This window comes from Streptomyces sp. NPDC098101, assembly GCF_044760185.1.
GTDB lineage: Bacteria > Actinomycetota > Actinomycetes > Streptomycetales > Streptomycetaceae > Streptomyces.
Map to the genome: position 1 here is coordinate 326,681 of NZ_JBIWAS010000006.1, position 25,225 is coordinate 351,905.

General features: G+C 72.5%; 23 protein-coding genes. 19 read left to right on the forward strand and 4 right to left on the reverse strand.

From position 1 onward, the window contains the following. Positions 1-90: 90 nt before the first annotated feature. Positions 91-498, forward strand: coding sequence for a hypothetical protein (locus ACIQVI_RS27000; RefSeq protein ID WP_403600341.1), 408 nt, complete (start codon positions 91-93; stop codon positions 496-498). A gap of 239 nt (positions 499-737) precedes the next feature. Then, positions 738-3,197: a RelA/SpoT family protein gene (locus tag ACIQVI_RS27005; RefSeq protein WP_403600343.1), complete on the forward strand. Its 2,460-nt coding sequence runs from the start codon at positions 738-740 to the stop codon at positions 3,195-3,197. A gap of 97 nt (positions 3,198-3,294) precedes the next feature. On the opposite strand, the gene ACIQVI_RS27010 is transcribed toward ACIQVI_RS27005, so the two are convergent. Then, positions 3,295-4,524, reverse strand: a complete 1,230-nt coding sequence (locus tag ACIQVI_RS27010) for a DUF349 domain-containing protein (protein ID WP_403600346.1) — start codon at positions 4,522-4,524, stop codon at positions 3,295-3,297. Between the two features lie 202 nt (positions 4,525-4,726). Beyond that, the gene (locus ACIQVI_RS27015; RefSeq protein ID WP_403600349.1) at positions 4,727-5,530 is read right to left on the reverse strand and encodes a peptidylprolyl isomerase; all 804 of its coding nucleotides are present in this window, start codon (positions 5,528-5,530) and stop codon (positions 4,727-4,729) included. A 162-nt stretch (positions 5,531-5,692) separates the two neighbouring features. Between ACIQVI_RS27015 and ACIQVI_RS27020 the strand changes: the two genes are divergently transcribed. From ACIQVI_RS27020 to ACIQVI_RS27035, 4 genes are all read left to right on the forward strand, one after another. After that, positions 5,693-6,400: an MBL fold metallo-hydrolase gene (locus tag ACIQVI_RS27020; RefSeq protein WP_161373553.1), complete on the forward strand. Its 708-nt coding sequence runs from the start codon at positions 5,693-5,695 to the stop codon at positions 6,398-6,400. An 8-nt stretch (positions 6,401-6,408) separates the two neighbouring features. Beyond that, on the forward strand, positions 6,409-7,671 hold the full coding sequence (hisS, locus tag ACIQVI_RS27025) for a histidine--tRNA ligase (protein WP_389666865.1): 1,263 nt from the start codon (positions 6,409-6,411) through the stop codon (positions 7,669-7,671). Between the two features lie 134 nt (positions 7,672-7,805). After that, complete coding sequence (locus tag ACIQVI_RS27030; RefSeq protein WP_383408967.1) at positions 7,806-8,417, forward strand: vitamin K epoxide reductase family protein; 612 nt, start codon at positions 7,806-7,808, stop codon at positions 8,415-8,417. 43 nt (positions 8,418-8,460) lie between these two features. After that, positions 8,461-9,822, forward strand: coding sequence for a replication-associated recombination protein A (locus ACIQVI_RS27035; protein ID WP_403600353.1), 1,362 nt, complete (start codon positions 8,461-8,463; stop codon positions 9,820-9,822). A gap of 5 nt (positions 9,823-9,827) precedes the next feature. Here ACIQVI_RS27035 and ACIQVI_RS27040 read toward each other — a convergent pair whose 3' ends face one another. Then, positions 9,828-10,523, reverse strand: coding sequence for a DUF2470 domain-containing protein (locus ACIQVI_RS27040; protein ID WP_161373552.1), 696 nt, complete (start codon positions 10,521-10,523; stop codon positions 9,828-9,830). A gap of 206 nt (positions 10,524-10,729) precedes the next feature. On the opposite strand from ACIQVI_RS27040, the gene rpsD reads away from it, so the two are divergent. Further along, on the forward strand, positions 10,730-11,344 hold the full coding sequence (rpsD, locus tag ACIQVI_RS27045; protein WP_030214918.1) for a 30S ribosomal protein S4: 615 nt from the start codon (positions 10,730-10,732) through the stop codon (positions 11,342-11,344). Positions 11,345-11,372: 28 nt separating this feature from the next. Here rpsD and ACIQVI_RS27050 read toward each other — a convergent pair whose 3' ends face one another. Beyond that, complete coding sequence (locus ACIQVI_RS27050) at positions 11,373-13,586, reverse strand: ATP-binding protein (RefSeq protein WP_403600356.1); 2,214 nt, start codon at positions 13,584-13,586, stop codon at positions 11,373-11,375. A gap of 157 nt (positions 13,587-13,743) precedes the next feature. Between ACIQVI_RS27050 and ACIQVI_RS27055 the strand changes: the two genes are divergently transcribed. The 12 genes from ACIQVI_RS27055 to ACIQVI_RS27110 all read left to right on the forward strand — a co-directional run bounded on the left by ACIQVI_RS27055 (position 13,744) and on the right by ACIQVI_RS27110 (position 25,185). After that, positions 13,744-14,181, forward strand: a complete 438-nt coding sequence (locus tag ACIQVI_RS27055; protein WP_030214924.1) for a DUF948 domain-containing protein — start codon at positions 13,744-13,746, stop codon at positions 14,179-14,181. 6 nt (positions 14,182-14,187) lie between these two features. Beyond that, positions 14,188-14,541, forward strand: coding sequence for a DUF6167 family protein (locus ACIQVI_RS27060; RefSeq protein WP_351971668.1), 354 nt, complete (start codon positions 14,188-14,190; stop codon positions 14,539-14,541). Further along, positions 14,541-17,210, forward strand: a complete 2,670-nt coding sequence (alaS, locus tag ACIQVI_RS27065) for an alanine--tRNA ligase (protein WP_351971669.1) — start codon at positions 14,541-14,543, stop codon at positions 17,208-17,210. The genes ACIQVI_RS27060 and alaS overlap by 1 nt, the downstream gene beginning before the upstream one ends. Before the next feature lie 2 nt (positions 17,211-17,212). After that, entirely contained in the window at positions 17,213-17,677 is a 465-nt protein-coding gene (ruvX, locus tag ACIQVI_RS27070; RefSeq protein WP_403600579.1) for a Holliday junction resolvase RuvX, read from the forward strand. Between the two features lie 102 nt (positions 17,678-17,779). Further along, the gene (mltG, locus tag ACIQVI_RS27075) at positions 17,780-19,591 is read left to right on the forward strand and encodes an endolytic transglycosylase MltG (RefSeq protein ID WP_403600361.1); all 1,812 of its coding nucleotides are present in this window, start codon (positions 17,780-17,782) and stop codon (positions 19,589-19,591) included. Beyond that, positions 19,588-20,415, forward strand: a complete 828-nt coding sequence (locus ACIQVI_RS27080; RefSeq protein ID WP_403600364.1) for a shikimate dehydrogenase — start codon at positions 19,588-19,590, stop codon at positions 20,413-20,415. The genes mltG and ACIQVI_RS27080 overlap by 4 nt, the downstream gene beginning before the upstream one ends. Positions 20,416-20,467: 52 nt before the next feature. Beyond that, positions 20,468-20,683, forward strand: coding sequence for a hypothetical protein (locus ACIQVI_RS27085; RefSeq protein WP_403600367.1), 216 nt, complete (start codon positions 20,468-20,470; stop codon positions 20,681-20,683). Positions 20,684-20,796: 113 nt separating this feature from the next. Next, positions 20,797-21,981 carry a chorismate synthase gene (aroC, locus tag ACIQVI_RS27090; RefSeq protein ID WP_403600370.1) on the forward strand — a complete coding sequence of 395 codons (1,185 nt, stop codon included), beginning with the start codon at positions 20,797-20,799 and terminating at the stop codon, positions 21,979-21,981. Next, on the forward strand, positions 21,978-22,499 hold the full coding sequence (locus tag ACIQVI_RS27095; RefSeq protein WP_403600373.1) for a shikimate kinase: 522 nt from the start codon (positions 21,978-21,980) through the stop codon (positions 22,497-22,499). Before aroC ends, ACIQVI_RS27095 begins: the two co-directional genes overlap by 4 nt. After that, a complete protein-coding gene (aroB, locus tag ACIQVI_RS27100) occupies positions 22,496-23,593 on the forward strand; it encodes a 3-dehydroquinate synthase (RefSeq protein ID WP_403600376.1) in 1,098 nt (365 codons plus the stop codon). Before ACIQVI_RS27095 ends, aroB begins: the two co-directional genes overlap by 4 nt. Next, on the forward strand, positions 23,590-24,036 hold the full coding sequence (gene aroQ / locus ACIQVI_RS27105; RefSeq protein WP_351971675.1) for a type II 3-dehydroquinate dehydratase: 447 nt from the start codon (positions 23,590-23,592) through the stop codon (positions 24,034-24,036). The genes aroB and aroQ overlap by 4 nt, the downstream gene beginning before the upstream one ends. Positions 24,037-24,168: 132 nt before the next feature. Further along, positions 24,169-25,185, forward strand: coding sequence for an AAA family ATPase (locus ACIQVI_RS27110; protein ID WP_403600379.1), 1,017 nt, complete (start codon positions 24,169-24,171; stop codon positions 25,183-25,185). The last annotated feature ends 40 nt before the right edge of the window (positions 25,186-25,225 follow it).

Genomic DNA, 25,225 nt, shown 5'->3' on the forward strand with positions numbered 1-25,225 from the left:
ACCTGTGGACACGCGGCGACGGGCGCCCGGGACCTCCCGCGGCGCCCGTCACCGCGTTCCGGGACCGTGTCGCCCCACAGGAGGAACCCCATGCCGATCGTCCGCAAGCCGTTCGCCGGAGCGGCGTGCCTGCTCGCCCTCGCGGCGGCTCCGCTCGCCGCCGCTCCCGCCACCGCGACCCCGCCCTCCGCGGCCGTCCGGCCGGCCGCCGTCTGCGAGGGCTGGAAGAACGCGGGCAGTGTGCCCCTGGAGTGGAGCAAGGTCAGCGACGGCTGCGGTCACTTCGGGGCGAACGGCATGAAGATGTCCTATGCCTGGAAGGTCTACCGGGGCGGCAGCGTCTGCGTACGGGCCAAGGGCTTCGACGCCCGCCGCAAGGAGTTCTGGTCGGCCCCGCTCTGTTCCAAGAACGGCCGGGTCGAGGTCGCCTGGGGCAATGTCGCGGCGAGCAAGGAGATCCTGGTCAAGGGCGGTCCCTCGCTCCTCCGCTGGAACTGACCGCCTCCGCTCCGGCCCGCACGGGGGCGCCCCGGGGAATCCCCGGGGCGCCCCCGTCGTTTTCCGGAGTGTCCCGGTCCGGCGGTCGGGGGCGGGTGTCGTCCGTGGCCGGATCCGTTCACTCCCCGGGCACGTGAGCAGCGTGGGGCCGGGGTCGATACCATGGCCGTTCCGGGCCTGACCGGGGGACCCGGAACCTTCCCCGGAGTCCGTCCGGGGGGACCCCCAGAGGAGCGCTCTTGCCAGACGAGGCCCAGCCACTCTCCGCCGCGCAGCCCGACCCGAAGGCCGAGAAGGCCGCGCCGGGAACCGGCACGCCCCAGAACAAGCCCGCGGAGACCGGGCCCGCGCCCGAGTCGGCCGCCCCGGCCGCGCGCCCCGCACCGGCCGCGCCCGCCCGCTCGGGCGGCTCGTCCAACCGCGTCCGCGCCCGCCTCGCCCGGCTCGGCGTGCAGCGCTCCTCCCCGTACAACCCGGTCCTCGAACCGCTGCTGCGGATCGTCCGCTCCAACGATCCCAAGATCGAAACGGCCACTTTGCGCCAGATCGAGCGGGCCTACCAGGTCGCCGAGCGCTGGCACCGGGGACAGAAGCGCAAGAGCGGCGACCCGTACATCACGCACCCGCTCGCCGTCACCACCATCCTCGCCGAGCTGGGCATGGACCCGGCGACCCTGATGGCCGGGCTCCTGCACGACACCGTCGAGGACACCGAGTACGGCCTCGACACCCTCCGCCGGGACTTCGGCGACCAGGTCGCCCTCCTCGTCGACGGCGTCACCAAGCTCGACAAGGTCAAGTTCGGCGAGGCCGCCCAGGCCGAGACCGTCCGCAAGATGGTCGTCGCCATGGCCAAGGACCCGCGCGTCCTGGTCATCAAGCTCGCCGACCGCCTGCACAACATGCGCACCATGCGCTACCTCAAGCGGGAGAAGCAGGAGAAGAAGGCCCGCGAGACCCTGGAGATCTACGCCCCGCTGGCCCACCGCCTGGGCATGAACACCATCAAGTGGGAGCTGGAAGACCTCGCCTTCGCGATCCTCTACCCCAAGATGTACGACGAGATCGTCCGGCTCGTCGCCGAGCGCGCCCCCAAGCGGGACGAGTACCTGGCCGTCGTCACCGACGAGGTCCAGGCCGACCTGCGGGCCGCCCGCATCAAGGCCACCGTCACCGGCCGCCCCAAGCACTACTACAGCGTCTACCAGAAGATGATCGTCCGCGGCCGGGACTTCGCGGAGATCTACGACCTGGTCGGCATCCGCGTCCTCGTGGACACCGTCCGCGACTGCTACGCGGCCCTCGGCACCGTCCACGCGCGATGGAACCCGGTCCCCGGCCGGTTCAAGGACTACATCGCGATGCCGAAGTTCAACATGTACCAGTCGCTGCACACGACGGTCATCGGACCCAACGGCAAGCCCGTCGAGCTCCAGATCCGCACCTTCGACATGCACCGCCGCGCCGAGTACGGCATCGCCGCGCACTGGAAGTACAAGCAGGAGGCCGTCGCCGGCGCCTCCAAGGTGCGCACCGACGTGCCGAAGAAGACCGGCAAGGACGACCACCTCAACGACATGGCGTGGCTCCGCCAGCTCCTGGACTGGCAGAAGGAGACCGAGGACCCCGGCGAGTTCCTGGAGTCCCTGCGCTTCGACCTCTCCCGCAACGAGGTCTTCGTCTTCACCCCCAAGGGCGACGTCATCGCGCTGCCCGCCGGAGCCACCCCCGTCGACTTCTCCTACGCGGTCCACACCGAGGTCGGCCACCGCACGATAGGAGCGCGGGTCAACGGGCGGCTGGTCCCGCTCGAATCGACCCTCGACAACGGCGACCTGGTCGAGGTCTTCACCTCCAAGGCCGCCGGTGCCGGGCCCTCCCGCGACTGGCTCGGCTTCGTCAAGTCCCCGCGCGCCCGCAACAAGATCCGCGCCTGGTTCTCCAAGGAGCGCCGGGACGAGGCCATCGAGCAGGGCAAGGACGCCATCGCGCGGGCCATGCGCAAGCAGAACCTGCCGATCCAGCGGATCCTCACCGGCGACTCCCTCGTCACCCTCGCCCACGAGATGCGCTACAGCGACATCTCCTCGCTGTACGCGGCGATCGGCGAGGGCCACGTCACCGCCCAGTCCATCGTGCAGAAGCTGGTCCAGGCGCTCGGCGGCGAGGAGGCCGCCACCGAGGACATCGACGAGTCCGCGCCGCCGACCCGGGGCCGCTCCAAGCGCCGCTCCAACGCGGATCCCGGCGTCGTCGTCAAGGGCGTCGAGGACGTCTGGGTGAAGCTGGCCCGCTGTTGCACCCCCGTCCCCGGCGACCCGATCATCGGCTTCGTCACCCGCGGCAGCGGGGTGTCGGTCCACCGCAGCGACTGCGTCAACGTGGACTCGCTGTCCCGGGAGCCGGAGCGGATCCTGGACGTCGAGTGGGCCCCGACCCAGTCCTCGGTCTTCCTGGTCGCCATCCAGGTCGAGGCCCTGGACCGGTCCCGGCTGCTCTCCGACGTCACCCGGGTCCTCTCGGACCAGCACGTCAACATCCTCTCGGCGGCCGTCCAGACCTCCCGCGACCGGGTGGCCACCTCCCGCTTCACCTTCGAGATGGGCGACCCGAAGCACCTGGGACACGTCCTGAAGGCCGTGCGGGGCGTGGAGGGCGTCTACGACGTCTACCGCGTGACCTCGGCCCGCCGGCCGTGACGGGGGCGTACGAGCCGTAACGAGGGCGTACGAGAAGGGCGGCCCCGGTACCTGCGTACCGGGGCCGCCCTCTTTTCCGTACGGACGTACGACGGGATCAGCCGCCGAATTCCTCCAGACCCTTCAGGGCCTGGTCGAGCAGGGCCTGGCGGCCCTCCAGCTCGCGGGAGAGCTTGTCGGCCTTGGCGTCGTTTCCGGCGGCGCGGGCCGCGTCGATCTGCTTGCGCAGCTTCTCGACCGCGTCCTGGAGCTGACCGGTCAGACCCGCGGCACGCGCACGCGCCTCCGGGTTCGTCCGGCGCCACTCGGCCTCCTCGGCCTCCTGGATCGCCCGCTCCACCGCGTGCATCCGGCCCTCGACCTTGGGACGCGCGTCACGCGGGACGTGGCCGACGGCCTCCCAGCGCTCGTTGAGGGAGCGGAAGGCCGCGCGGGCCGCCTTCAGGTCCGTCACCGGGACGAGCTTCTCGGCCTCGGTCGCGAGCTCCTCCTTCAGCTTGAGGTTCTCGCCCTGCTCCGCGTCCCGCTCGGCGAAGACCTCGCCGCGCGCCGCGAAGAAGACGTCCTGGGCGCCGCGGAAGCGGTTCCACAGGTCGTCCTCGTGCTCGCGCTGGGCGCGGCCCGCCGCCTTCCAGTCCGTCATCAGCTCGCGGTAGCGGGCCGCCGTGGCGCCCCAGTCGGTGGAGTTCGAGAGCGACTCCGCCTCCGCGACCAGGCGCTCCTTCGCCTTGCGGGCGTCCTCGCGCTGCGCGTCCAGGGACGCGAAGTGGGCCTTGCGGCGCTTCGAGAACGCCGAGCGGGCGTGCGAGAAGCGGTGCCACAGCTCGTCGTCGGACTTGCGGTCGAGCCGGGGAAGGCCCTTCCAGGTGTCCACGAGCGCCCGCAGCCGCTCGCCGGCCGAACGCCACTGCTCGCTCTGGGCCAGTTCCTCGGCCTCGGTGACGAGCTTCTCCTTGGCGGCGCGCGCCTCGTCGGCCTGCTTCGCCTTCTGGGCCCGGCGCTCCTCGCGGCGCGAGTCGACCGTTTCGACGAGCTTGTCCAGCCGGGCGGAGAGCGCGGCCAGGTCGCCGACGACGTGGTGCTCGTCGACCTGGTGCCGGATGTGCTCGATCGCCGCGGTGGCGTCCTTCGCCGAGAGGTCGGTGGTCCTCACCCGCTTCTCGAGGAGGCCGATCTCGACCACCAGGCCCTCGTACTTGCGCTCGAAGTAGGCCAGGGCCTCCTCGGGGGTGCCGGCCTGCCACGATCCGACGACCTTCTCGCCCTCGGCCGTCCGCACGTACACGGTGCCCGTCTCGTCGACGCGGCCCCACGGGTCGCTGCTCACAGCGCCTCCTCACCATGATGCCGTCGCGGGGTCGCAACCCCCCGGGCATCGTCCACAGTTTCCCGGCGGGCCTCGCCCGCCTTCCGCAGCGCGGCCGACGGCCCACGCTGCACACCGCCAATCTAGGCGAACGGCGGCCCGGCTGTCCGCACTCAGCGCGACCGAGATTCGACGGTCGGCCCGCCGGTGCGGACGCGCGGGCTCACTTCTCGGTGACGGTGGCCTTCTCGATGGTCACGGCCTTCTTCGGGGCCCCGTCCCCGGCGCCGCCCTCGACACCGGCGGCGGCGACCTCCTGGACCGCCTTGAGGCCGGCCGCGTCGATCTTCCCGAAGGGGGTGTAGGTCGGCGGCAGCTTGGTGTCCTTGTAGACGAGGAAGAACTGCGAGCCGCCGGTGCCCGGCTGCCCGGTGTTCGCCATGGCCACGGTGCCGGCCGGGAAGGTCACCGAGCCGTCCGCGCCGGCCTTGCCGAGGGCGTCCAGGTTCTCGTCGGGGATGGTGTAGCCGGGGCCGCCCGAGCCGGTGCCCTGGGGGTCGCCGCACTGCAGCACGAAGATGTTCTGCGTGGTGAGGCGGTGACACTTGCTGCCGTCGAAGTACTTCTTGTCCGCGAGGTGCTTGAAGGAGTTCACCGTGCGCGGGGTCTTCGACGCGTCCATGGTGATCGTGATGTCGCCCGCGTTGGTCTTGAGCGCCATGTCGTACGAGGCCTTCGGGTCCACCGTGAGCTTCGGCTCCGGGTTCTCGGACTCCTTCCCGGAGGGCGAGGGCGCCGGGGTGGTGGGCGTGTCGCCCGCCGCGTTGTCCGAGCCCTTTTTCGAGCCGTCGTCCGAGAGCGCCACCGAGGCGTACACGGCGCCGCCCGAGGCCAGCACCACCGCGAGGACGGACGCGATGACGGTGTTGCGCCGCCTGTCCTTGCGCCGCTTCTCCTCCCGCCGCTGCTGCTGCCGTACGTACTTCTCCCTGGCAAGCTGCCGCCGCCGCTGATCGCTGCTGACCACCGGTCCGCTCCTTGTCGCTCGTGTGTTCCTGTCCTGGCCGGATGTGCCCGTACCGTATACGGGTTGGCTGTGGAACCGGCAGCGCCGGTAGGCTCTGATCTGCCGAATCCCGTCATTCCCGGGATTTCCGCGCCCCGTGCCGGACGACATCTAAGGACGAACGTGCTGATTGCCGGGTTCCCCGCCGGAGCCTGGGGCACCAACTGCTATCTGGTCGCCCCCGCCGCAGGCGAGGAGTGCGTCATCATCGACCCGGGCCACCAGGCCGCCCAGGGAGTCGAGGAGACGCTCAAGAAGCACCGTCTCAAGCCCGTCGCCGTCGTCCTCACCCACGGACACATCGACCACGTCGCCTCCGTCGTCCCGGTGTGCGGCGCCCACGACGTCCCCGCGTGGATCCACCCGTCCGACCGCTACATGATGAGCGACCCGGAGAAGGCCCTCGGCCGCTCCATCGGGATGCCCCTCATGGGCGAGCTGACCGTGGGGGAGCCCGACGACGTGCGGGAGCTCGCCGACGGCTCCGAGCTGAAGCTCGCCGGTCTGGAGTTCTCCGTCGCCCACGCGCCCGGCCATACCAAGGGGTCGGTGACCTTCCGGATGCCCGAGACCGCGGAGATCCCCTCCGTGTTCTTCTCCGGGGATCTGCTGTTCGCCGGCTCCATCGGACGCACCGACCTCCCCGGCGGTGACATGGACGAGATGCTCGGATCGCTGGCCCGCGTGTGCCTGCCCCTCGACAACTCGACCGTGGTGCTGTCGGGGCACGGTCCCCAGACGACCATCGGCCAGGAGCGCGCCACCAACCCCTACCTCAGGCAGGTGGCCTCCGGCCTCGGGAGCCCCGACGCTCCCCGACGAGGAATGTGACGACTCACGTGAGCACCTTCAAGGCCCCCAAGGGCACGTACGACCTCATCCCGCCGGTCTCGGCGACCTACCTCGCGGTCCGCGAGGCCATCGCGGCCCCGCTGCGCCGCTCCGGCTACGGCTACGTCGAGACCCCCGGCTTCGAGGACGTGAACCTCTTCGCCCGCGGCGTCGGCGAGTCCACCGACATCGTGACCAAGGAGATGTACGCCTTCGAGACCAAGGGCGGCGACCGGCTCGCCCTGCGTCCCGAGGGCACCGCCTCGGTGCTCCGCGCCGCTCTGGAGGCCAACCTCCACAAGCAGGGCAACCTGCCGGTGAAGCTCTGGTACTCCGGCTCGTACTACCGCTACGAGCGCCCGCAGAAGGGCCGCTACAGGCACTTCTCGCAGGTCGGCGCCGAGGCCATCGGCTCCGAGGACCCGGCGCTCGACGCCGAGCTGATCATCCTGGCCGACGAGGCCTACCGCTCGCTCGGCCTGCGGAACTTCCGCATCCTGCTGAACTCGCTCGGCGACAAGGAGTGCCGCCCCGTCTACCGGGAGGCCCTCCAGGACTTCCTGCGCGGGCTCGACCTCGACGAGGACACCCTGCGCCGCGCCGAGATCAACCCGCTGCGCGTCCTCGACGACAAGCGCGAGGCGGTGCAGAAGCAGCTCGTCGGCGCCCCGCTGCTGCGCGACTACCTGTGCGACGCGTGCAAGGCGTACCACGAGGAGGTGCGCGCCCTGATCACCGCGGCGGGCGTGGTCTTCGAGGACGACCCCAAGCTGGTGCGCGGCCTCGACTACTACACCCGCACCACCTTCGAGTTCGTCCACGACGGCCTCGGCTCGCAGTCGGCGGTCGGCGGCGGCGGCCGCTACGACGGCCTCTCCGAGATGATCGGCGGCCCCGCGCTGCCGTCGGTCGGCTGGGCGCTCGGCGTGGACCGCACGGTCCTCGCCCTGGAGGCCGAGGGCGTCGAACTCGACCTGCCCTCCGCCACCAGCGTCTTCGCCGTCGCCCTCGGCGAGGAGGCCCGCCGGATCCTCTTCGGCAAGGTCACCGAGCTGCGCAGGGCCGGGATCGCCGCGGACTTCTCCTTCGGCGGCAAGGGCCTCAAGGGCTCCATGAAGGACGCCAACCGCTCGGGCGCCCGCTTCGCCGTCGTCGCCGGCGAGCGCGACCTCGCCGAGGGCGTCGTCCAGCTCAAGGACATGGAGTCCGGCGAGCAGCGGCCGGTCGCCCTGGACGACCTCCTGGACGCGGTGCGGACCGAGCTGGCCTGACCCCCGGTCGTACGGGAAGGGGCCCGGCGCGCACCGGCGCCCGGGCCCTTCCTTATGTCCACCGAACGGTGGGCACGGGCCTCCGTGCGGCAGAATGTCCGTGCCCAGCAGCCCGCGAGCGATGGATCGGAAACATGACGAAAGCAGCGGTGGACGACCCGGCACCCGGCACGATCGGAGCGAGCCGCGCCCTCGCCTGGCTCCTGGTGGTCACGGGCGCGGCCGGGCTGCTCGCCGCCTGGGTCATCACGATCGACAAGTTCAAGCTCCTGGAGGACCCCGGCTTCACCCCCGGGTGCAGCCTCAACCCGGTCGTCTCCTGCGGCAACATCATGAAGAGCGAGCAGGCCTCGGTCTTCGGCTTCCCCAACCCGATGCTCGGCCTCGTCACGTACGGCATGGTGATCGCCATCGGCGTCGGCCTGCTCGCGGGCGCCCGCTACCGCCGCTGGTACTGGCTCGGCCTCAACGCCGGCACCCTCTTCGGCGTCGTCTTCTGCGCCTGGCTCACGTACCAGTCGCTGTACGAGATCAACGCGCTCTGCCTGTGGTGCTGCCTGGCCTGGGTCGGAACCATCGTCATGTTCTGGTACGTGACTTCGCACAACGTGCGCCACGGCGTGATCCCCGCCCCGGCGGGTCTGAAGACCTTCTTCGGCGAGTTCACCTGGGTCCTGCCCGTCCTGCACGTCGGGATCATCGGGATGCTGATCCTGACCCGCTGGTGGGACTTCTGGACGGGCTGAGCCCGGACCGCGTTGTCGGTGGCGTGACCTAGGCTTCGTGAACGTGGAGCCCGACCTCTTTACCGCAGCCGCCGAAGACCGCCAGGAGAAGGACCCGTCCAGCAGCCCGCTGGCCGTCCGGATGCGCCCCCGCACCCTCGACGAGGTGGTGGGGCAGCGGCACCTGCTCAAGCCCGGATCGCCGCTGCGCCGGCTCGTGGGGGACGGCGACGGCGGCCCCGCCGGAGCCTCCTCCGTGATCCTCTGGGGCCCGCCGGGCATCGGGAAGACCACCCTGGCGTACGTCGTCTCGAAGGCCACCAACAAGCGGTTCGTGGAGCTGTCCGCGATCACCTCCGGCGTCAAGGAGGTCCGGGCCGTCATCGACGGGGCCCGGCGCGCGGCCGGCGGCTACGGCAAGGAGACCGTCCTCTTCCTCGACGAGATCCACCGCTTCTCCAAGGCCCAGCAGGACTCCCTCCTGCCGGCCGTGGAGAACCGCTGGGTGACGCTGATCGCCGCCACCACCGAGAACCCCTACTTCTCCGTGATCTCCCCGCTCCTCTCCCGCTCGCTGCTCCTCACCCTGGAGCCGCTGACCGACGAGGACCTCAAGGGCCTGCTCGCCCGGGCGCTCACGGACGAGCGCGGGCTCGGCGGGGCCGTGACCCTGCCCGAGGACGCCGAGGCCCACCTCCTGCGGGTCGCGGGCGGGGACGCCCGCCGCGCCCTGACCGCCCTGGAGGCCGCCGCCGGCGCGGCGATCGCCAAGAAGGAGGCGGAGATCACCCTCCTGACGGTCGAGGAGACCGTCGACCGGGCCGCCGTGAAGTACGACCGGGACGGCGACCAGCACTACGACGTGGCCAGCGCGCTCATCAAGTCGATCCGCGGCTCGGACGTGGACGCGGCCCTGCACTACCTGGCGCGGATGATCGAGGCGGGGGAGGACCCGCGCTTCATCGCACGGCGCCTGATGATCTCCGCGAGCGAGGACATCGGCCTCGCCGATCCGAACGCCCTGCCGATCGCCGTCGCGGCGGCCCAGGCCGTCGCCATGATCGGCTTCCCGGAGGCGGCGCTGACCCTGAGCCACGCCACCATCGCCCTGGCCCTGGCGCCCAAGTCGAACGCGGCGACGACCGCGATCGGCGCCGCCCTCGCCGACGTGCGGGGCGGCCTGGCGGGTTCGGTCCCGTCGCACCTGCGCGACGGCCACTACAAGGGCGCGGCCGAGCTCGGCCACGCGCAGGGGTACGTGTACCCGCACGACGTGCCGGGCGGTATCGCGGCCCAGCAGTACGCCCCGGACGCGATCCACGGCCGCCGGTACTACGAGCCCACCCGCCACGGCGGGGAGGCGCGGTACGCGGACGTGGTGGAGTGGACGCGGACGCGCCTGAGGGGCGAGGAGCCGCGGCGGTAGCGCGCTCAGGCGCGGGCGGCCTCGAAGAGCCGGTGCATCTCGCGGCGCAGCTCCGAGACCTCCCGCACCGGCTCCGGGAAGTCGAAGCGGGCGTCGAAGCAGTCCCCGGGGCCCGCGCTGAAGCGGACCCGCAGGCCGAAGCGGTCGAGCGCGAGCGGGGCCACGTCCCGGGTGGGGACGAGGGCGGCCGAGCGCTCGCCGAGGAGCGAGGTCAGCTCCCGCAGCCGGTCGCCGTGGGCCGCCGCCAGGTGCTGGAGCAGCTCCGTCTCGTGCGCGTGCAGCGGATCGGGGGCGGCGGCCGCGAACTCCTCCGCGTCGATCCCGGCGGTGCCCCACAGGTCGTCCACGCGCGCCTCCCCGACCTCCAGGCGCAGCATCATGCGGCCCTGCTCGGCGACGCCCGGCAGGCAGGTCAGCCAGCCGGAGACCCAGGCGCGGCCCCGGATGCGGTGGGGGACGGAGACGGGGGCCACGTCCGTGAGCTCCAGGACGACCGGCAGCTCGTCGTCCACGGCGTGCGTGGCGGCCCGTACGGGCGGGGCGTCGGCGGCGTAGAGCAGGAAGATCTCGCCGTCGGGTCCCACGGCCCGCGCCTCGGGCGCGAGCTGCTCGGGCCGGTGCCCCTCGGCCCCCGGGATCAGCAGCACGCCGGAGCATGTACTCTGTACGAGAGTTCGTGTGCGCTCGGCTGCTGACGGCATCCGCGCGATTTCAAGTCCGCTGGGACGCGGCTGACCATGAGCTGATCGGACCTCCGTCGTATCGATGCCATCCAGGGCTTCATCCATGGTTTGGGCGTCGTTCTTTGTGTTGCCGTCCGTGATGCGTGTGGTGTTCCCCGGGCGAGACATGCGATCTCCTTGAGTAAGGTGAGCCTAACCTAACCTACAACGGAGGTCTGGAGAACGTGCCTAACCAGTCGCGTCCCAAGGTCAAGAAGTCCCGTGCGCTCGGTATCGCGCTGACGCCGAAGGCCGTCAAGTACTTCGAGGCCCGCCCGTACCCGCCGGGCGAGCACGGCCGCGGTCGCAAGCAGAACTCGGACTACAAGGTCCGTCTGCTCGAGAAGCAGCGTCTGCGCGCCCAGTACGACATCAGCGAGCGCCAGATGGCCCGCGCCTACGACCGCGCCAAGAAGGCCGAGGGCAAGACGGGCGAGGCGCTGGTCGTCGAGCTCGAGCGTCGCCTCGACGCCCTGGTCCTGCGTTCGGGCATCGCCCGCACCATCTACCAGGCCCGCCAGATGGTCGTCCACGGCCACATCCAGGTCAACGGCCAGAAGGTCGACAAGCCGTCCTTCCGCGTCCGTCCGGACGACGTCGTCATGGTCCGCGAGCGCAGCCGCACCAAGCCGCTGTTCGAGGTCGCCCGCGAGGGTGGCTTCGCCGCCGACGGCGAGACCCCCCGCTACCTCCAGGTCAACCTGAAGGCGCTGGCGTTCCGCCTCGACCGCGACCCGAACCGCAAGGAGATCCCGGTCATCTGCGACGAGCAGCTGGTCGTCGAGTACTACGCCCGCTGACGCAGGCGCGGTACCACCCCCGCGGTGTTCAGCCCGCCGCTTCCCCGCCCTTTCCGGTGGGGGAGCCGGCGGGCTTCCGCGTTCCCGGGATCCCCGCCGACCGGCCCGTGCGGAACGGGCGCGGCGCCGCCCCGCCGTCCCCGGCCGGATCCCGGCGCCCGGCGAGCGCCCGCTCCACCACCGCGTCCAGCGAGAGCCCCCGGCCCTCCCGGAACGCCTCCTCGTACGCCGCCGCGCCCAGCGCCTCGCGCGCCCGCGCCTCGCACAGCTCCCCGGGCCCGCCGAACGACGTCGAACCGAAGAGCCGGACGCCCACCGCGTCCCACACCGGCACCGCCGCCCCCTGGAACACCGCCGCCTCCGCCGGATCCCCCTCGCTCACCGTCACGAGCGCGAGCAGCTCGATCGCCAGGACGAGCCCGACCAGGTCGTGGAAGACGTGGTTGACCGAGACGCACTCGGTCAGCAGCTCCCGCGCCTCCCCGTACGCGTCCCGGGTCCACGCCGCGTACGCCAGGACGTAGAGCGCGTACGCCCGCGTCCACAGCTCCCCGCGCTCCTCGCAGATCTCCCGGACCTCCCGGCAGAGGACCACCGCCCCCTCCAGATCGCCCCGGAAGGCCCGCGCCATCGCCACCTCGACCTGGCCCATCAGCACGTTGCTGTTCAGCTCGCCCAGCTCCCGGTAGGAGTCGAGCGCCCGCCCGATCAGCTCCTCCGCGCGCACCGGGTCGTCGGTGAGCAGCGCCAGACAGCCCATCCGGTGCGTCGCGTACGCCTCCGCCAGCGCGTTCCCCGAGGACCCGGCCCGCTCCCCGCACTCGTGGAGCGCCGCCACCGCCGCCGTGCCGTCCCCCTGGAGGATCGCCACGTACCCGAGCACCCACAGCGCCTTCAGGCGCGCCTCCTCGTGCCCGGAGTCGAGCGCGAGCGCCCGGTCCAGCCAGTACCGGCCCTCCGCGAGGCGCCCGCAGCCCGCCCAGGCGAACCAGAGCGTGCCCGCCAGGTGCTGGGCCAGGTGCGCGTCCTCCGGGAGCTCCAGGCACAGCTCCAGGGCCGCCCGCAGATGGGGCAGCGCCACGTCCGTGCGGGCCGCCACCTCCGCCTGGCGCGGACTGAACCACTCCAGCTCGCACCAGGTGGCCAGGCCCATGTACCAGTCGCGGTGCCGGCGCCGCATCCGCTCCGTGTCGCCGAGCGCCGCCAGCCACTCCGCCCCGTACGCGGCGACCGTCCCCAGCATCCGGTAGGCCGGGCCCGCGGGCGTGTCCTCCCGCGACAGCAGCGACTGCGCGAGCAGCCCGCCGAGCAGGTCCAGGATCCGCTCCGGCGGCAGCTCGCGGCCCCCGCACACGTACTCCACCGCCTCCAGGTCGAAGGGGCCCGCGAACACCGAGAGCCGTGCCCAGAGCAGCCGTTCCCCCGGCGTGCACAGCTCGTGGCTCCAGCCGATCGCCGTCCGCAGCGCCCGGTGGCGGGGCAGCGCCCCGCGCTCGCCGTCCGCGAGGAGCCGGAAGCGGTCGTCGAGCCGGTGCAGCACCTGCTCGGGGGAGAGCAGCGGCAGCCGCCCGGCGGCCAGCTCCAGGGCGAGCGGAATCCCGTCGAGCCTCCGGCACAACTCCCGTACGACGTCGGGTACTTCGGAGGCCGTACGGCCGGGGATCGCGTCCGCGCCCGGACCGCCCGGACCGCCCGCGCATCCCGGGAGCACCGGCGCGCCCGCCTCCGCCGCCCGCTCGGCCAGCAGGGCCACCGCGTCCGCCTCGGCCATCGGCGCCAGCGGGAACACCGCCTCGCCCGCCACCCGCAGGGGCCGGCGCCCGGTCGCCAGGACGGTGAGGCCGGGCGCGTGCGCCAGCAGCTCCCGCACCAGCGGAGCACAGCTCTCCACCAGGTGCTCGAAACCGTCGAGCACCAGCAGCACCCGCCGCTCCGCCAGGTGCTCCTTCAGCGCCTCGCGCGGCGGCCTCGGCGTGTGGTCGGTGAGGCCGAGCGCCTCGGCCAGGGCGTGCGCCACCAGGTCCGGATCGCGCAGCGTCGCGAGGTCGGCGAGCCCGACCCCGTCGCCGTAGCGTTTCTGCGCCCCCGCGGCCGCCCGCAGCGCGAGCCGCGTCTTGCCGACCCCGCCCACGCCCACGACCGTGACCAGGCGGGACGTTCCGAGGAGCGCCGCCAGTGCGGCCTGCTCGGCGGCCCGTCCGACGAACCGGTTCAGCTCCGCCGGGAGATTGCTCCGTCGCATGGGACACGGAGCGTACTCACCCCCGCGCGCTGCGTACAACCGGATCCCGTGACCGGTGCCTCGCGCACGGTAATGCGGTACGGCGCGACAGCCCGGGCGCGATAGGGTCGGGGGACGACTTTTCACAAGGCCCAACGACAGCAGAGAGCGGTGCAGCGTGACCGGTGGAGAGGTTGCCGGGATCCTGGTGGCCGTCTTCTGGGCGATCCTCGTCTCCTTCCTCGCCGTGGCGCTGGCGAGACTGGCGCAGACGCTCAGGGCGACCACCAAGCTCGTGGCGGACGTGACGGAGCAGGCCGTGCCCCTGCTCGCCGAGGCCTCCGCGACCGTGCGGTCGGCGCAGACCCAGCTCGACCGGGTCGACGCCATCGCCTCGGACGTCCAGGAGGTCACCTCCAACGCCTCCGCGCTCTCCACCACCGTCGCCTCCACCTTCGGCGGCCCGCTCGTCAAGGTGGCCGCCTTCGGCTACGGCGTGCGCCGCGCGCTCGGCCGGAGCCGGGACGGGGAGGGCGCACCGGGCGCCTCCGCCCGCCGCACCGTGATCGTCGGCCGTACCGTGCCGTCCATGCGACGCCGGAAACAGAAGGGCTGAGCCGCGATGTTCCGCCGCACGTTCTGGTTCACGGCCGGCGCAGCCGCCGGCGTGTGGGCCACCGCCAAGGTCAACCGGAAGCTGAAGCAGCTGACCCCCGAGAGCCTCGCGGCCCAGGCCGCGAACAAGGCCGTCGAGACCGGCCACCGGCTCAAGGACTTCGCCCTCGACGTGAGGGCCGGCATGGTCCAGCGGGAGGCCGAGCTGGGGGAGGCGCTCGGACTCGACGCCCCCGCGGAACCGCCCGCCGCACAGGGCCGGGAGCTCCCGGAGCCCCGCCGCAGGACCGCCCTCGGCCCCACCCCGCCTTCGTATTTCACCCTTCCCAAGAGTTCGTACAACCGGAATGAGGACCACTGATGGAGTCGGCTGAAATCCGCCGCCGCTGGCTGAGCTTCTTCGAGGAGCGCGGGCACACCGTCGTCCCTTCGGCGTCGCTCATCGCGGACGACCCGACTCTGCTGCTCGTCCCCGCCGGCATGGTGCCCTTCAAGCCCTACTTCCTGGGCGAGGTCAAGCCGCCGTTCTCGCGCGCCTCCAGCGTGCAGAAGTGCGTGCGCACCCCCGACATCGAAGAGGTCGGCAAGACCACCCGCCACGGCACGTTCTTCCAGATGTGCGGCAACTTCTCCTTCGGCGACTACTTCAAGGAAGGCGCCATCAAGCTCGCCTGGGAGCTGCTGACCACCCCGGTGGAGCACGGCGGCTACGGGCTCGAGCCGGAGAAGCTCTGGATCACCGTCTACGAGCAGGACGACGAGGCCGAGCGCATCTGGCGGGACGTCGTCGGCGTCCCCGCCGAGCGCATCCAGCGCCTCGGCATGGGCCCCAACTTCTGGTCCATGGGCGTCCCCGGCCCCTGCGGCCCCTGCTCCGAGATCAACTACGACCGCGGCCCCGAGTTCGGCGTCGAGGGCGGCCCGGCCGTCAACGACGAGCGGTACGTGGAGATCTGGAACCTGGTCTTCATGCAGTACGAGCGCGGGGAGGGCTCCGGCAAGGACGACTTCCCGATCCTCGGCGACCTGCCCGCCAAGAACATCGACACGGGCCTCGGCCTGGAGCGCCTGGCGATGATCCTCCAGGGCGTCCAGAACATGTACGAGACGGACACCCTCAAGGTCGTCATCGACAAGGCCACCGAACTGACCGGCGTCCGGTACGGCGCGAACCACGAGAGCGACGTCTCGCTCCGCGTGGTCGCCGACCACATGCGCACCTCCGTCATGCTCATCGGTGACGGCGTCACCCCCGGCAACGAGGGCCGCGGCTACGTGCTGCGCCGCATCATGCGCCGCGCCATCCGCAACATGCGCCTGCTCGGCGCCACCGGTCCGGTCGTCCAGGACCTCGTCGACACCGTGATCGCGACGATGGGCGAGCAATACCCGGAGCTGGTCACCGACCGCAAGCGCATCGAGACCGTCGCCCTCGCCGAGGAGGCCGCCTTCCTCAAGGCCCTCCGCGGCGGCACCAACATCCTCGACACCGCCGTCACCGAGACCAAGGCCTCCGGCGGCTCGGTCCTCTCCGGCGACAAGGCGTTCCTGCTCCACGACACCTGGGGCTTCCCGATCGACCTCACCCTGGAGATGGCCGCCGAGCAGGGCCTCTCCGTGGACGAGGACGGCTTCCGCCGCCTGATGAAGGAGCAGCGGGACCGCGCCAAGGCCGACGCCAAGGCCAAGAAGACCGGCCACGCCGACATGACCGCGTACCGGGAGATCGCCGACACCAGCGGCGCCACCCAGTTCACCGGCTACACCAGCACCGAGGGCGAGAGCACGGTCGTCGGCCTCCTCGTCAACGGCGTCCCCTCGCCGGCCGCCTCCGAGGGCGACGAGGTCGAGGTCGTCCTCGACCGCACCCCCTTCTACGCCGAGGGCGGCGGCCAGATCGCCGACCAGGGCCGCATCAAGCTGCACAGCGGCGCGGTCATCGAGGTCCGCGACGTCCAGCAGCCGGTCCCGGGCGTCTCGGTGCACAAGGGCTCCGTGCAGGTCGGCGAAGTGACCGTGGGCGCCACCGCCTACGCCGCCATCGACGTGCGCCGCCGCCGGGCCATCGCCCGCGCCCACTCGGCCACCCACCTCACCCACCAGGCCCTGCGCGACGCCCTCGGCCCGACGGCCGCCCAGGCCGGTTCCGAGAACCAGCCCGGCCGCTTCCGCTTCGACTTCGGCTCGCCGAACGCCGTTCCCGGCACGGTCCTCACCGACGTCGAGCAGAAGATCAACGAGGTCCTCTCGCACGAGCTGGAGGTCCACGCCGAGGTCATGCCGATCGACGAGGCCAAGCGCCAGGGCGCCATCGCCGAGTTCGGCGAGAAGTACGGCGAGCAGGTCCGCGTCGTCACCATCGGCGACTTCTCCAAGGAGCTGTGCGGCGGCACCCACGTCCGCAACACCGCCCAGCTCGGTCTGGTGAAGCTGCTCGGCGAGTCCTCCATCGGCTCCGGCGTGCGCCGCATCGAGGCCCTCGTCGGCGTCGACGCGTACAACTTCCTCGCCAAGGAGCACACGGTCGTCGCCCAGCTCCAGGAGCTGGTCAAGGGCCGCCCGGAGGAGCTGCCGGAGAAGATCTCCTCCATGCTCGGCAAGCTGAAGGACGCCGAGAAGGAGATCGAGAAGTTCCGCGCGGAGAAGGTCCTCCAGGCCGCCGCCGGTCTCGTCGACTCCGCCCGCGACATCCGCGGCGTCGCCCTGGTGACCGGGCAGGTCCCGGACGGCACCACCGCCGACGACCTGCGCAAGCTGGTCCTCGACGTGCGCGGCCGGATCTCCGGCGGCCGCCCGGCCGTCGTCGCCCTGTTCACCGCGGTCAACGGCAAGCCGCTGACGGTCATCGCCACCAACGAGGCCGCCCGCGAGCGCGGCCTCAAGGCCGGCGAGCTGGTCCGCACGGCCGCCAAGACCCTCGGCGGCGGTGGCGGCGGCAAGCCGGACGTCGCCCAGGGCGGCGGCCAGAACCCGGAGGCCGTCGGCGAGGCCATGGCCGCCGTCGAGCGCCTCGTGGTGGAGACGGCGTGACGATGCGCCGCGGCCGCCGCATCGCGGTCGACGTCGGGGACGCCCGGATCGGGGTCGCCTCGTGCGACCCCGACGGGGTCCTCGCCACGCCGGTGGAGACCGTGCCGGGACGCGACGTCCCGGCCGCCCACCGGCGGCTCCGCCGGATCGTCGAGGAGTACGAGCCGATCGAGGTCGTCGTGGGTCTGCCCCGCTCGCTCAGCGGGCGGGAGGGCCCGGCCGCGACCAAGGTCCGCGCCTTCGCCCGCGAGATGGCGAAGGGCATCGCCCCCGTGCCGGTCCGGCTGGTCGACGAGCGGATGACGACCGTCACCGCCACCCAGGGGCTGCGCGCCTCCGGGGTGAAGGCGAAGAAGGGCCGCTCGGTCATCGACCAGGCCGCCGCCGTGATCATCCTTCAGAACGCTCTTGAGTCCGAACGGGTATCGGGTAATCCTCCCGGCGAGGGCGTCGAAGTGGTCATCTGATCGCGATACGGTAACGTTCCGCGCGATGCGGCGGTGTTCGAACAGCTGCCGCACTACGTAGAGGCGGATCGTCCGGAAGCCTCGCGGCTGTTTTGGGGATCGATGACTGAGTATGGCCGGGGCCCGGGCTCCGAACCGTGGCACCCCGGGGACCCGCTCTACGGGGACCAGGGGTGGGAGGGCCAGCAGCAGTACCCGCATCCGCAGCAGCCGGGCCAGTACGACCAGGGCGGCCACGGCTACCAGGACCCGTACGGGCAGGGCGGCCAGGGGTATCAGGACCCCTACGGGCAGCAGTACCCGCAGCAACAGCAGCCGCAGGGCTACGCCGATCCGCAGTACCAGCAGCAGCACTACCCGTCGCAGTACCAGCAACAGCAGCCGTACGACCAGCAACAACAGCAGCAGTACGGGACGGGGCACCAGGGCGGTTACGACACGCCCGGACACCTCGGACAGCAGTACGACGGCACCTGGGAGTCCGGCCAGGCGGCGATGGCCTACGGCGCGCCCCCGGCCGATCCGTACGGCGGCCAGAACCCGGACCTGTACGGCACCCCCGAGGCCTATCCGCCGCCCCGGCCCCCCGGCCACCGGCAGGACCCGCCGGAGCCGGTGATCGACTGGGCCCCGGAGGAGGAGACCCGCCGGGAGCCCGAGCCGGACGAGGAGAACCACCCCTTCTTCACCGGCGAGGACGACGGCGACGCCGGCCGCGGCGGAAGGGGCGGCCGCGACGACGACTACGACGACGGGTACGACGAGGAGCCGGCGCGCGGCCGGGGCTCCCGCGGCGACGACCGCGACCGGCGCGGCAGGGACAAGAAGCGCAAGGGCAAGAACGGCGTGGCCTGCCTCGTCGTCGCCGCCGTCCTGGTGGGCGGCGTCGGCGGCGTCGGCTACTTCGGCTACCAGTTCTGGCAGGGCCGGTTCGCCGAGGTCCCGGATTTCGCGGGCACCGGCAGCGGCGAGGTCCAGGTCGAGATCCCCAAGGGCGCGTACGGCTCCGACATCGGCAACATCCTGAAGAAGGCCGGCGTCGTCAAGAGCGTCGACGCCTTCACCTCGGCCCAGATGAAGGACCCCAAGGGCCAGTCCATCCAGGCCGGCGTCTACACGCTGAAGAAGGAGATGTCGGCGGAGAGCGCGGTCAAGCTGATGCTCGACCCGGCGAGCCAGGCCAACCTCATCATCCCCGAGGGCAAGCGGAACGCCTGGGTCTACGAGACGCTCGACCAGCGCCTCGACCTCAAGCCCGGCACCACCAAGGAGATCGCGCTCGCGAAGGCCGACTCCCTGGGCCTGCCCGAGTGGGCCAAGCAGCACCCCGACATCAAGGACCCGCTGGAAGGATTCCTCTTCCCGGCGAGCTACCCGGTCGCGAAGGGCAGCAAGCCCGAGGACGCCCTGCGCAGGATGGTGACCCGCGCGAACCAGGAGTACAACAAGCTGGACCTGGACGCGAAGGCGAGTGCGGTCGGCCTCAAGGGGCCCTGGGAACTGCTGACGGTGGCGAGCCTCGTCCAGGTCGAGGGCAAGTACAAGCACGACTTCGACAAGGTCGCGCGCGTGGTCTACAACCGGCTCAAGCCCGGGAACACGGAGACCGTGGGCCGTCTGGAGTTCGACTCGACGGTGAACTACCTCAGGGGACAGAGCACCCTCGACGTCGGCACGGTCGACGCCATGCGCAAGATCGACGACCCGTACAACACGTACAAGGTGACCGGACTCGTCCCCGGGCCCATCAGCAACCCCGGCATGGAGGCGCTCCAGTCCGCGATCAAACCCGCGGCCGGCCCGTGGTACTACTTCGTCTCGATCAACGAGGACAAGACCGTCTTCTCCGTGACGAACGAGGAACACAACCGGAACGTCGCGGAGTACGAGAAGCAGCGGAAGCAGGGACAGTGAGCAAGCAGCGTCGCGCGGCGGTCCTGGGATCACCGATTGCCCACTCCCTCTCCCCGGTCCTGCACCGCGCCGCGTACGCCGAACTCGGCCTCGGCCACTGGTCGTACGAGCGCTTCGAGGTCGACGAGGCGGCCCTGCCGGGGTTCGTGGGCGAGCTGGACGGCAGTTGGGCCGGGCTCTCGCTGACCATGCCGCTCAAGCGGGCGATCATCCCGCTGCTCGACGAGGTCAGCGACACGGCCGCGTCCGTGGAGGCCGTCAACACCGTCGTCTTCCGTGAGGACGGACGGCGGGTCGGCGACAACACCGACGTCCCCGGCATGATCGCCGCCCTGCGCGAGCGCGGCGTCGAGAAGGTGGAGGCCGCCGCCGTCCTCGGCGCCGGCGCCACCGCCTCCTCCGCGCTCGCCGCCCTCGCCCTGATCTGCGCGGGGCCCGTCACCGCGTACGTGCGGAGCGAGGCGCGGGCCGAGGAGATGCGCGGCTGGGGCGAGCGGCTCGGCGTGGACGTGCGCACCGCCGACTGGGAGCGCGCGGCGGAGGCCTTCGAGGCGCCGCTGGTGATCGCGACCACTCCCGCCGGTACGACGAACGCCCTGGCCACCGCCGTCCCCGACCGCGTCGGCACCCTCTTCGACGTCCTCTACGACCCCTGGCCCACCCCGCTGGCCGCCGCCTGGTCCGATCGGGGCGGCAAGGTCGTCGGCGGCCTCGACCTCCTCGTCCACCAGGCCGTCCTCCAGGTTGAGCTGATGACGGGCGTGCCGCAGGCACCGCTCGCGGCCATGCGGACGGCGGGGGAGCGGGCGCTGGCCGCCCGATAGGCTTCCGTCGGCGCCCGGGGCCGGTCGGCGCCGAACGGGGGGATACGGGGACATGCTGCTGGCGTCCAAGTGGGACACGGCCTTCGACGTGCTGCGCTTTCTGTACGTGGGGTTCTTCAGCGACCTGCCCGCCTGGGCGCGGTACACCGTGCTCGGGCTCGGCGGCTCGACCGTCGTGTACGGCTTCGTCTCCTGGCTGCGGGGCAGGTTCGCGGCCACCCCCGACGACGGGGAAAGCGTCCCGGCAGCCGAGACTCCCGTCCGGTAGCTGGACAGGCGTCCAAGGGGGCGCTCCGGACGTGGGAGGATCGGGGGTGGCGGGCCAGGGCCGCGCACCCGGGCGCGCCGTCGCAGTGCCAGGCGCGAGCATGAGGAGCATCGTTGAGCAGGTTGCGTTGGCTGACGGCTGGGGAATCCCACGGACCCGCGCTGGTCGCGACCCTTGAGGGTCTGCCCGCCGGCGTCCCGGTCACCACGGAGCTGGTGGCGGACCACCTCGCGCGGCGACGCCTCGGCTACGGGCGCGGCGCCCGGATGAAGTTCGAGCAGGACGAGATCACCTTCCTCGGCGGCGTCCGGCACGGGCTCTCCCTCGGATCCCCGATCGCCGTCATGGTCGGCAACACCGAGTGGCCCAAGTGGGAGAAGGTCATGTCGGCCGACCCGGTCGACCCCTCGGAGCTCAAGGAGACGGGCCGCAACGCGCCCCTGACCCGGCCCCGCCCCGGCCACGCGGACCTCGCCGGGATGCAGAAGTACGGCTTCGACGAGGCCCGGCCGGTCCTGGAGCGCGCCAGCGCCCGCGAGACCGCCGCCCGCGTCGCCCTCGGCGCCGTCGCCCGCTCCTTCCTCAAGGAGGCCGCGGGCATCGAGATCGTCTCGCACGTGGTCGAGCTGGCCGCCGCCAAGGCCCCGTACGGCGTCTACCCGACCCCCGCCGACGTCGAGAGGCTCGACGCCGACCCGGTCCGCTGCCTCGACGCCGACGCGTCGAAGGCGATGGTCGCCGAGATCGACCAGGCCCACAAGGACGGCGACACCCTCGGCGGCGTCGTCGAGGTCCTCGCCTACGGCGTGCCCGTCGGCCTCGGCTCGCACGTCCACTGGGACCGGCGCCTCGACGCCCGCCTCGCCGCCGCCCTCATGGGCATCCAGGCCATCAAGGGCGTCGAGGTCGGCGACGGCTTCGAGCTCGCCCGCGTGCCCGGCTCCAAGGCCCACGACGAGATCGTCCGCACCGACGAGGGCATCAAGCGCTCCTCCGGCCGCTCCGGCGGCACCGAGGGCGGCCTCACCACCGGCGAACTGCTGCGCGTCCGCGCCGCGATGAAGCCGATCGCGACCGTCCCGCGCGCCCTCGCCACCGTCGACGTCGTCACCGGCGAGGCCACCGTCGCCCACCACCAGCGCTCCGACGTCTGCGCCGTCCCCGCCGCCGGCATCGTCGCCGAGGCCATGGTCGCGCTCGTCCTCGCGGACGCCGTCCTGGAGAAGTTCGGCGGCGACAGCGTCCCCGAGACCCGGCGCAACGTCCGGTCGTACCTCGACAACCTGCGCATCCGGTGACCGCCGGTCCCCTGGTCGTCCTCGTCGGACCGATGGGGTCCGGCAAGTCCACGGTGGGCGCGCTCCTGGCCGAGAGGCTGGGCGCGCCCTACCGGGACACCGACGCCGACATCGTCGCCGCCGAGGGACGCGAGATCTCCGACATCTTCGTCGAGGACGGCGAGGAGCGCTTCCGCGCCCTGGAGCGGGACGCCGTCGCCCGGGCCGTCGCCGAGCACGAGGGCGTCCTCGCCCTCGGCGGCGGCGCGGTCCTCGACGCCGGCACCCGCGCCCTGCTCGCCGGGCTGCCCGTCGCGTACCTCTCCATGGACGTCGAGGAGGCGGTCCGCCGCGTCGGCCTCGGCGCCGCCCGGCCGCTGCTCGCCGTCAACCCGCGCCGCCAGTGGCGCGAGCTGATGGAGGCGCGCCGCCACCTCTACACCGAAGTCGCCCGGGCCGTCGTCACCACCGACGACCGCACCCCCGAAGAGGTCGCGGACGCGGTCCTCTCGGCACTGGAAATCGAGAAGGACGCATGACGACGGACCAGGACGTGACCCGCATCCACGTGGCCGGCAGCGCGGGCACGGATCCGTACGAGGTACTGGTCGGCCGGCAGCTCCTCGGCGAGCTGCCCGGCCTGATCGGCGACCGGGCCAAGCGGGTCGCCGTGATCCACCCCGAGGCGCTCGCCGACACCGGCGAGGCCCTGCGCGCCGACCTCGCGGACCAGGGCTACGAGGCGGTCGCCATCCAGGTGCCGAACGCCGAGGAGGCCAAGACCGCCGAGGTCGCCGCCTACTGCTGGAAGGCCCTGGGCCAGACCGGCTTCACCCGCACCGACGTCGTCGTCGGCGTCGGCGGCGGCGCCACCACCGACCTGGCCGGCTTCGTCGCCGCGACCTGGCTGCGGGGCGTGCGCTGGATCGCCGTGCCGACCACGGTCCTGGCGATGGTCGACGCGGCCGTCGGCGGCAAGACGGGCATCAACACCGCCGAGGGCAAGAACCTCGTCGGCGCCTTCCACCCGCCCGCCGGGGTCATCTGCGACCTCGCCGCCCTCGACTCGCTCCCGGTCCACGACTACGTCAGCGGCCTCGCGGAGATCATCAAGGCCGGCTTCATCGTCGACCCGGTGATCCTCGACCTCATCGAGGAGGACCCGCAGGCGGCCCGCACCCCGGCCGGACCGCACACCGCCGAGCTGCTCGTCCGCTCGATCAAGGTCAAGGCCGAGGTCGTCTCCGGGGACCTCAAGGAGTCCGGCCGCCGCGAGATCCTCAACTACGGCCACACCCTCGCCCACGCCATCGAGAAGAACGAGCGCTACAAGTGGCGCCACGGCGCCGCCGTCTCCGTCGGCATGGTCTTCGCCGCCGAACTCGGCCGGCTCGCCGGACGCCTGGACGACGCCACCGCCGACCGGCACCGCGCGATCCTGGAGTCCGTCGGCCTGCCGCTCAGCTACCGCGGCGACCAGTGGCCCAAGCTCCTGGAGACCATGAGGGTCGACAAGAAGTCCCGCGGCGACCTGCTGCGGTTCATCGTGCTCGACGGGCTCGCCAAGCCCACCGTCCTGGAGGGCCCCGACCCGGCCGTCCTGATCGCGGCGTACGGCGAGGTGTCGGCGTGAGCGAGCCGCGCCCGGTCCTGGTGCTCAACGGCCCCAACCTGGGCCGCCTCGGCTCCCGCGAGCCCGACATCTACGGCGCCACCTCCTACAAGGGGCTCGTCGAGTCCTGCCGCGCCCTCGGCGCGGAGCTCGGCTTCGACGTCGAGGTGCGGGAGACCAACGACGAGGGCGAGATGATCCGCTGGCTCCACGAGGCGGCGGACGGCTCGGTCCCGGTCGTGATCAACCCCGGCGCGTTCACGCACTACTCGTACGGGATGCGGGACGCGGCCGCCCAGCGCACCGCGCCGCTGATCGAGGTGCACATCTCGAACCCGTACGCCCGCGAGGAGTTCCGGCACACCTCGGTGATCGCGGCCGTGGCGACCGGGACGGTCGCCGGGTTCGGCATCGGCTCCTACCGGCTGGCGCTGCGGGCGCTCGCCGAGGAGCTGTCCGGCTGACGGGGCACCAGGAAGCGCCCCCGGCCGTTCCCCCTGGGGGGAGCGGGGGCGCTCGGGAGCGGTAACGTTCCGCCGTCCGGGTACACGACCGGTCCCGGGTGACAACAGGCGTACGAGACGGAGTGGCACCGGATGCAGCACGCAGTGGGGGGCCCGCTGCCACCGCACGAGCGGTCGGGCGGGGCGCCCGGCCCCGTTCCCGCGGCGGGGGACGCCGACCGGGGCGGCCCGCCGCCCGTACACCCGGCACCGGGCACGACGCCGGGCGCCGGCTCCCGCCTCGGCGTCCACCCGGCCGTCCCCGGCGGGACGTCCGCGCCCCGGCACCCGGCCCCGCCACCGCCCGCGGCGCCCCCGCACCCGGCGCCCGCCGGGCAGGGAGCCCCGGGGTGGAGCGCGGGCGCCTCCGGCGGCATACCCGGCCACCCCCCGGCTCCCCGGCCCCCCTCCCAGGGCGCGCCCCAGGGCCCGGCCGCCCCCCACTACCCCACCGCCCCGCCGCTCCACCGGGCCGAGCCCGCCGGGCACGTCCCGCTGCCGCCCGTGGGCGCGCCCCTCGCCCCGCCCGCCGAGCACGGGGCCGGCACCGGCGGCGCGACCCTGGCCGTGCTGCTCATCGGCCCCGCCGGCGCGGGCAAGACGACCGTCGCCCGGCACTGGGCGCGGCGCCGCCGCGTGCCCACCGCCCACATCAGCCTCGACGACGTCCGCGAGTGGGTCTGCTCCGGCTTCGCCGACCCGCAGTCCGGATGGAACGAGCACTCCGAGGCGCAGTACCGGCTCGCCCGCCGCACCTGCGGCTTCGCCGCGCGCAACTTCCTCGCCAACGGCATCTCCTGCATCGTCGACGACGCCGTCTTCCCGGACCGGCCCGTCGTCGGCCTCGGCGGCTGGAAGCGCCACGTCGGCCCCGGCCTGCTGCCCGTCGTCCTCCTGCCCGGCCTGGAGGTCGTCCTGGAGCGCAACGCCGAGCGCAGCGGCAACCGGCGCCTCTCGGACGAGGAGGTCGCCGCCATCCACGGCCGGATGGCCGGCTGGTACGGCTCGGGCCTGCCGATCATCGACAACTCCACGTACGACGTCGAGACCACCGCCCGCGTCCTCGACGACGTCCTCGCCCGCGCGATCGCGAGCCCGCCCTCCTGGTGAGGCCGTGCCCGTCGCGGGCCCCGGTCGGCCGTCCCGAACA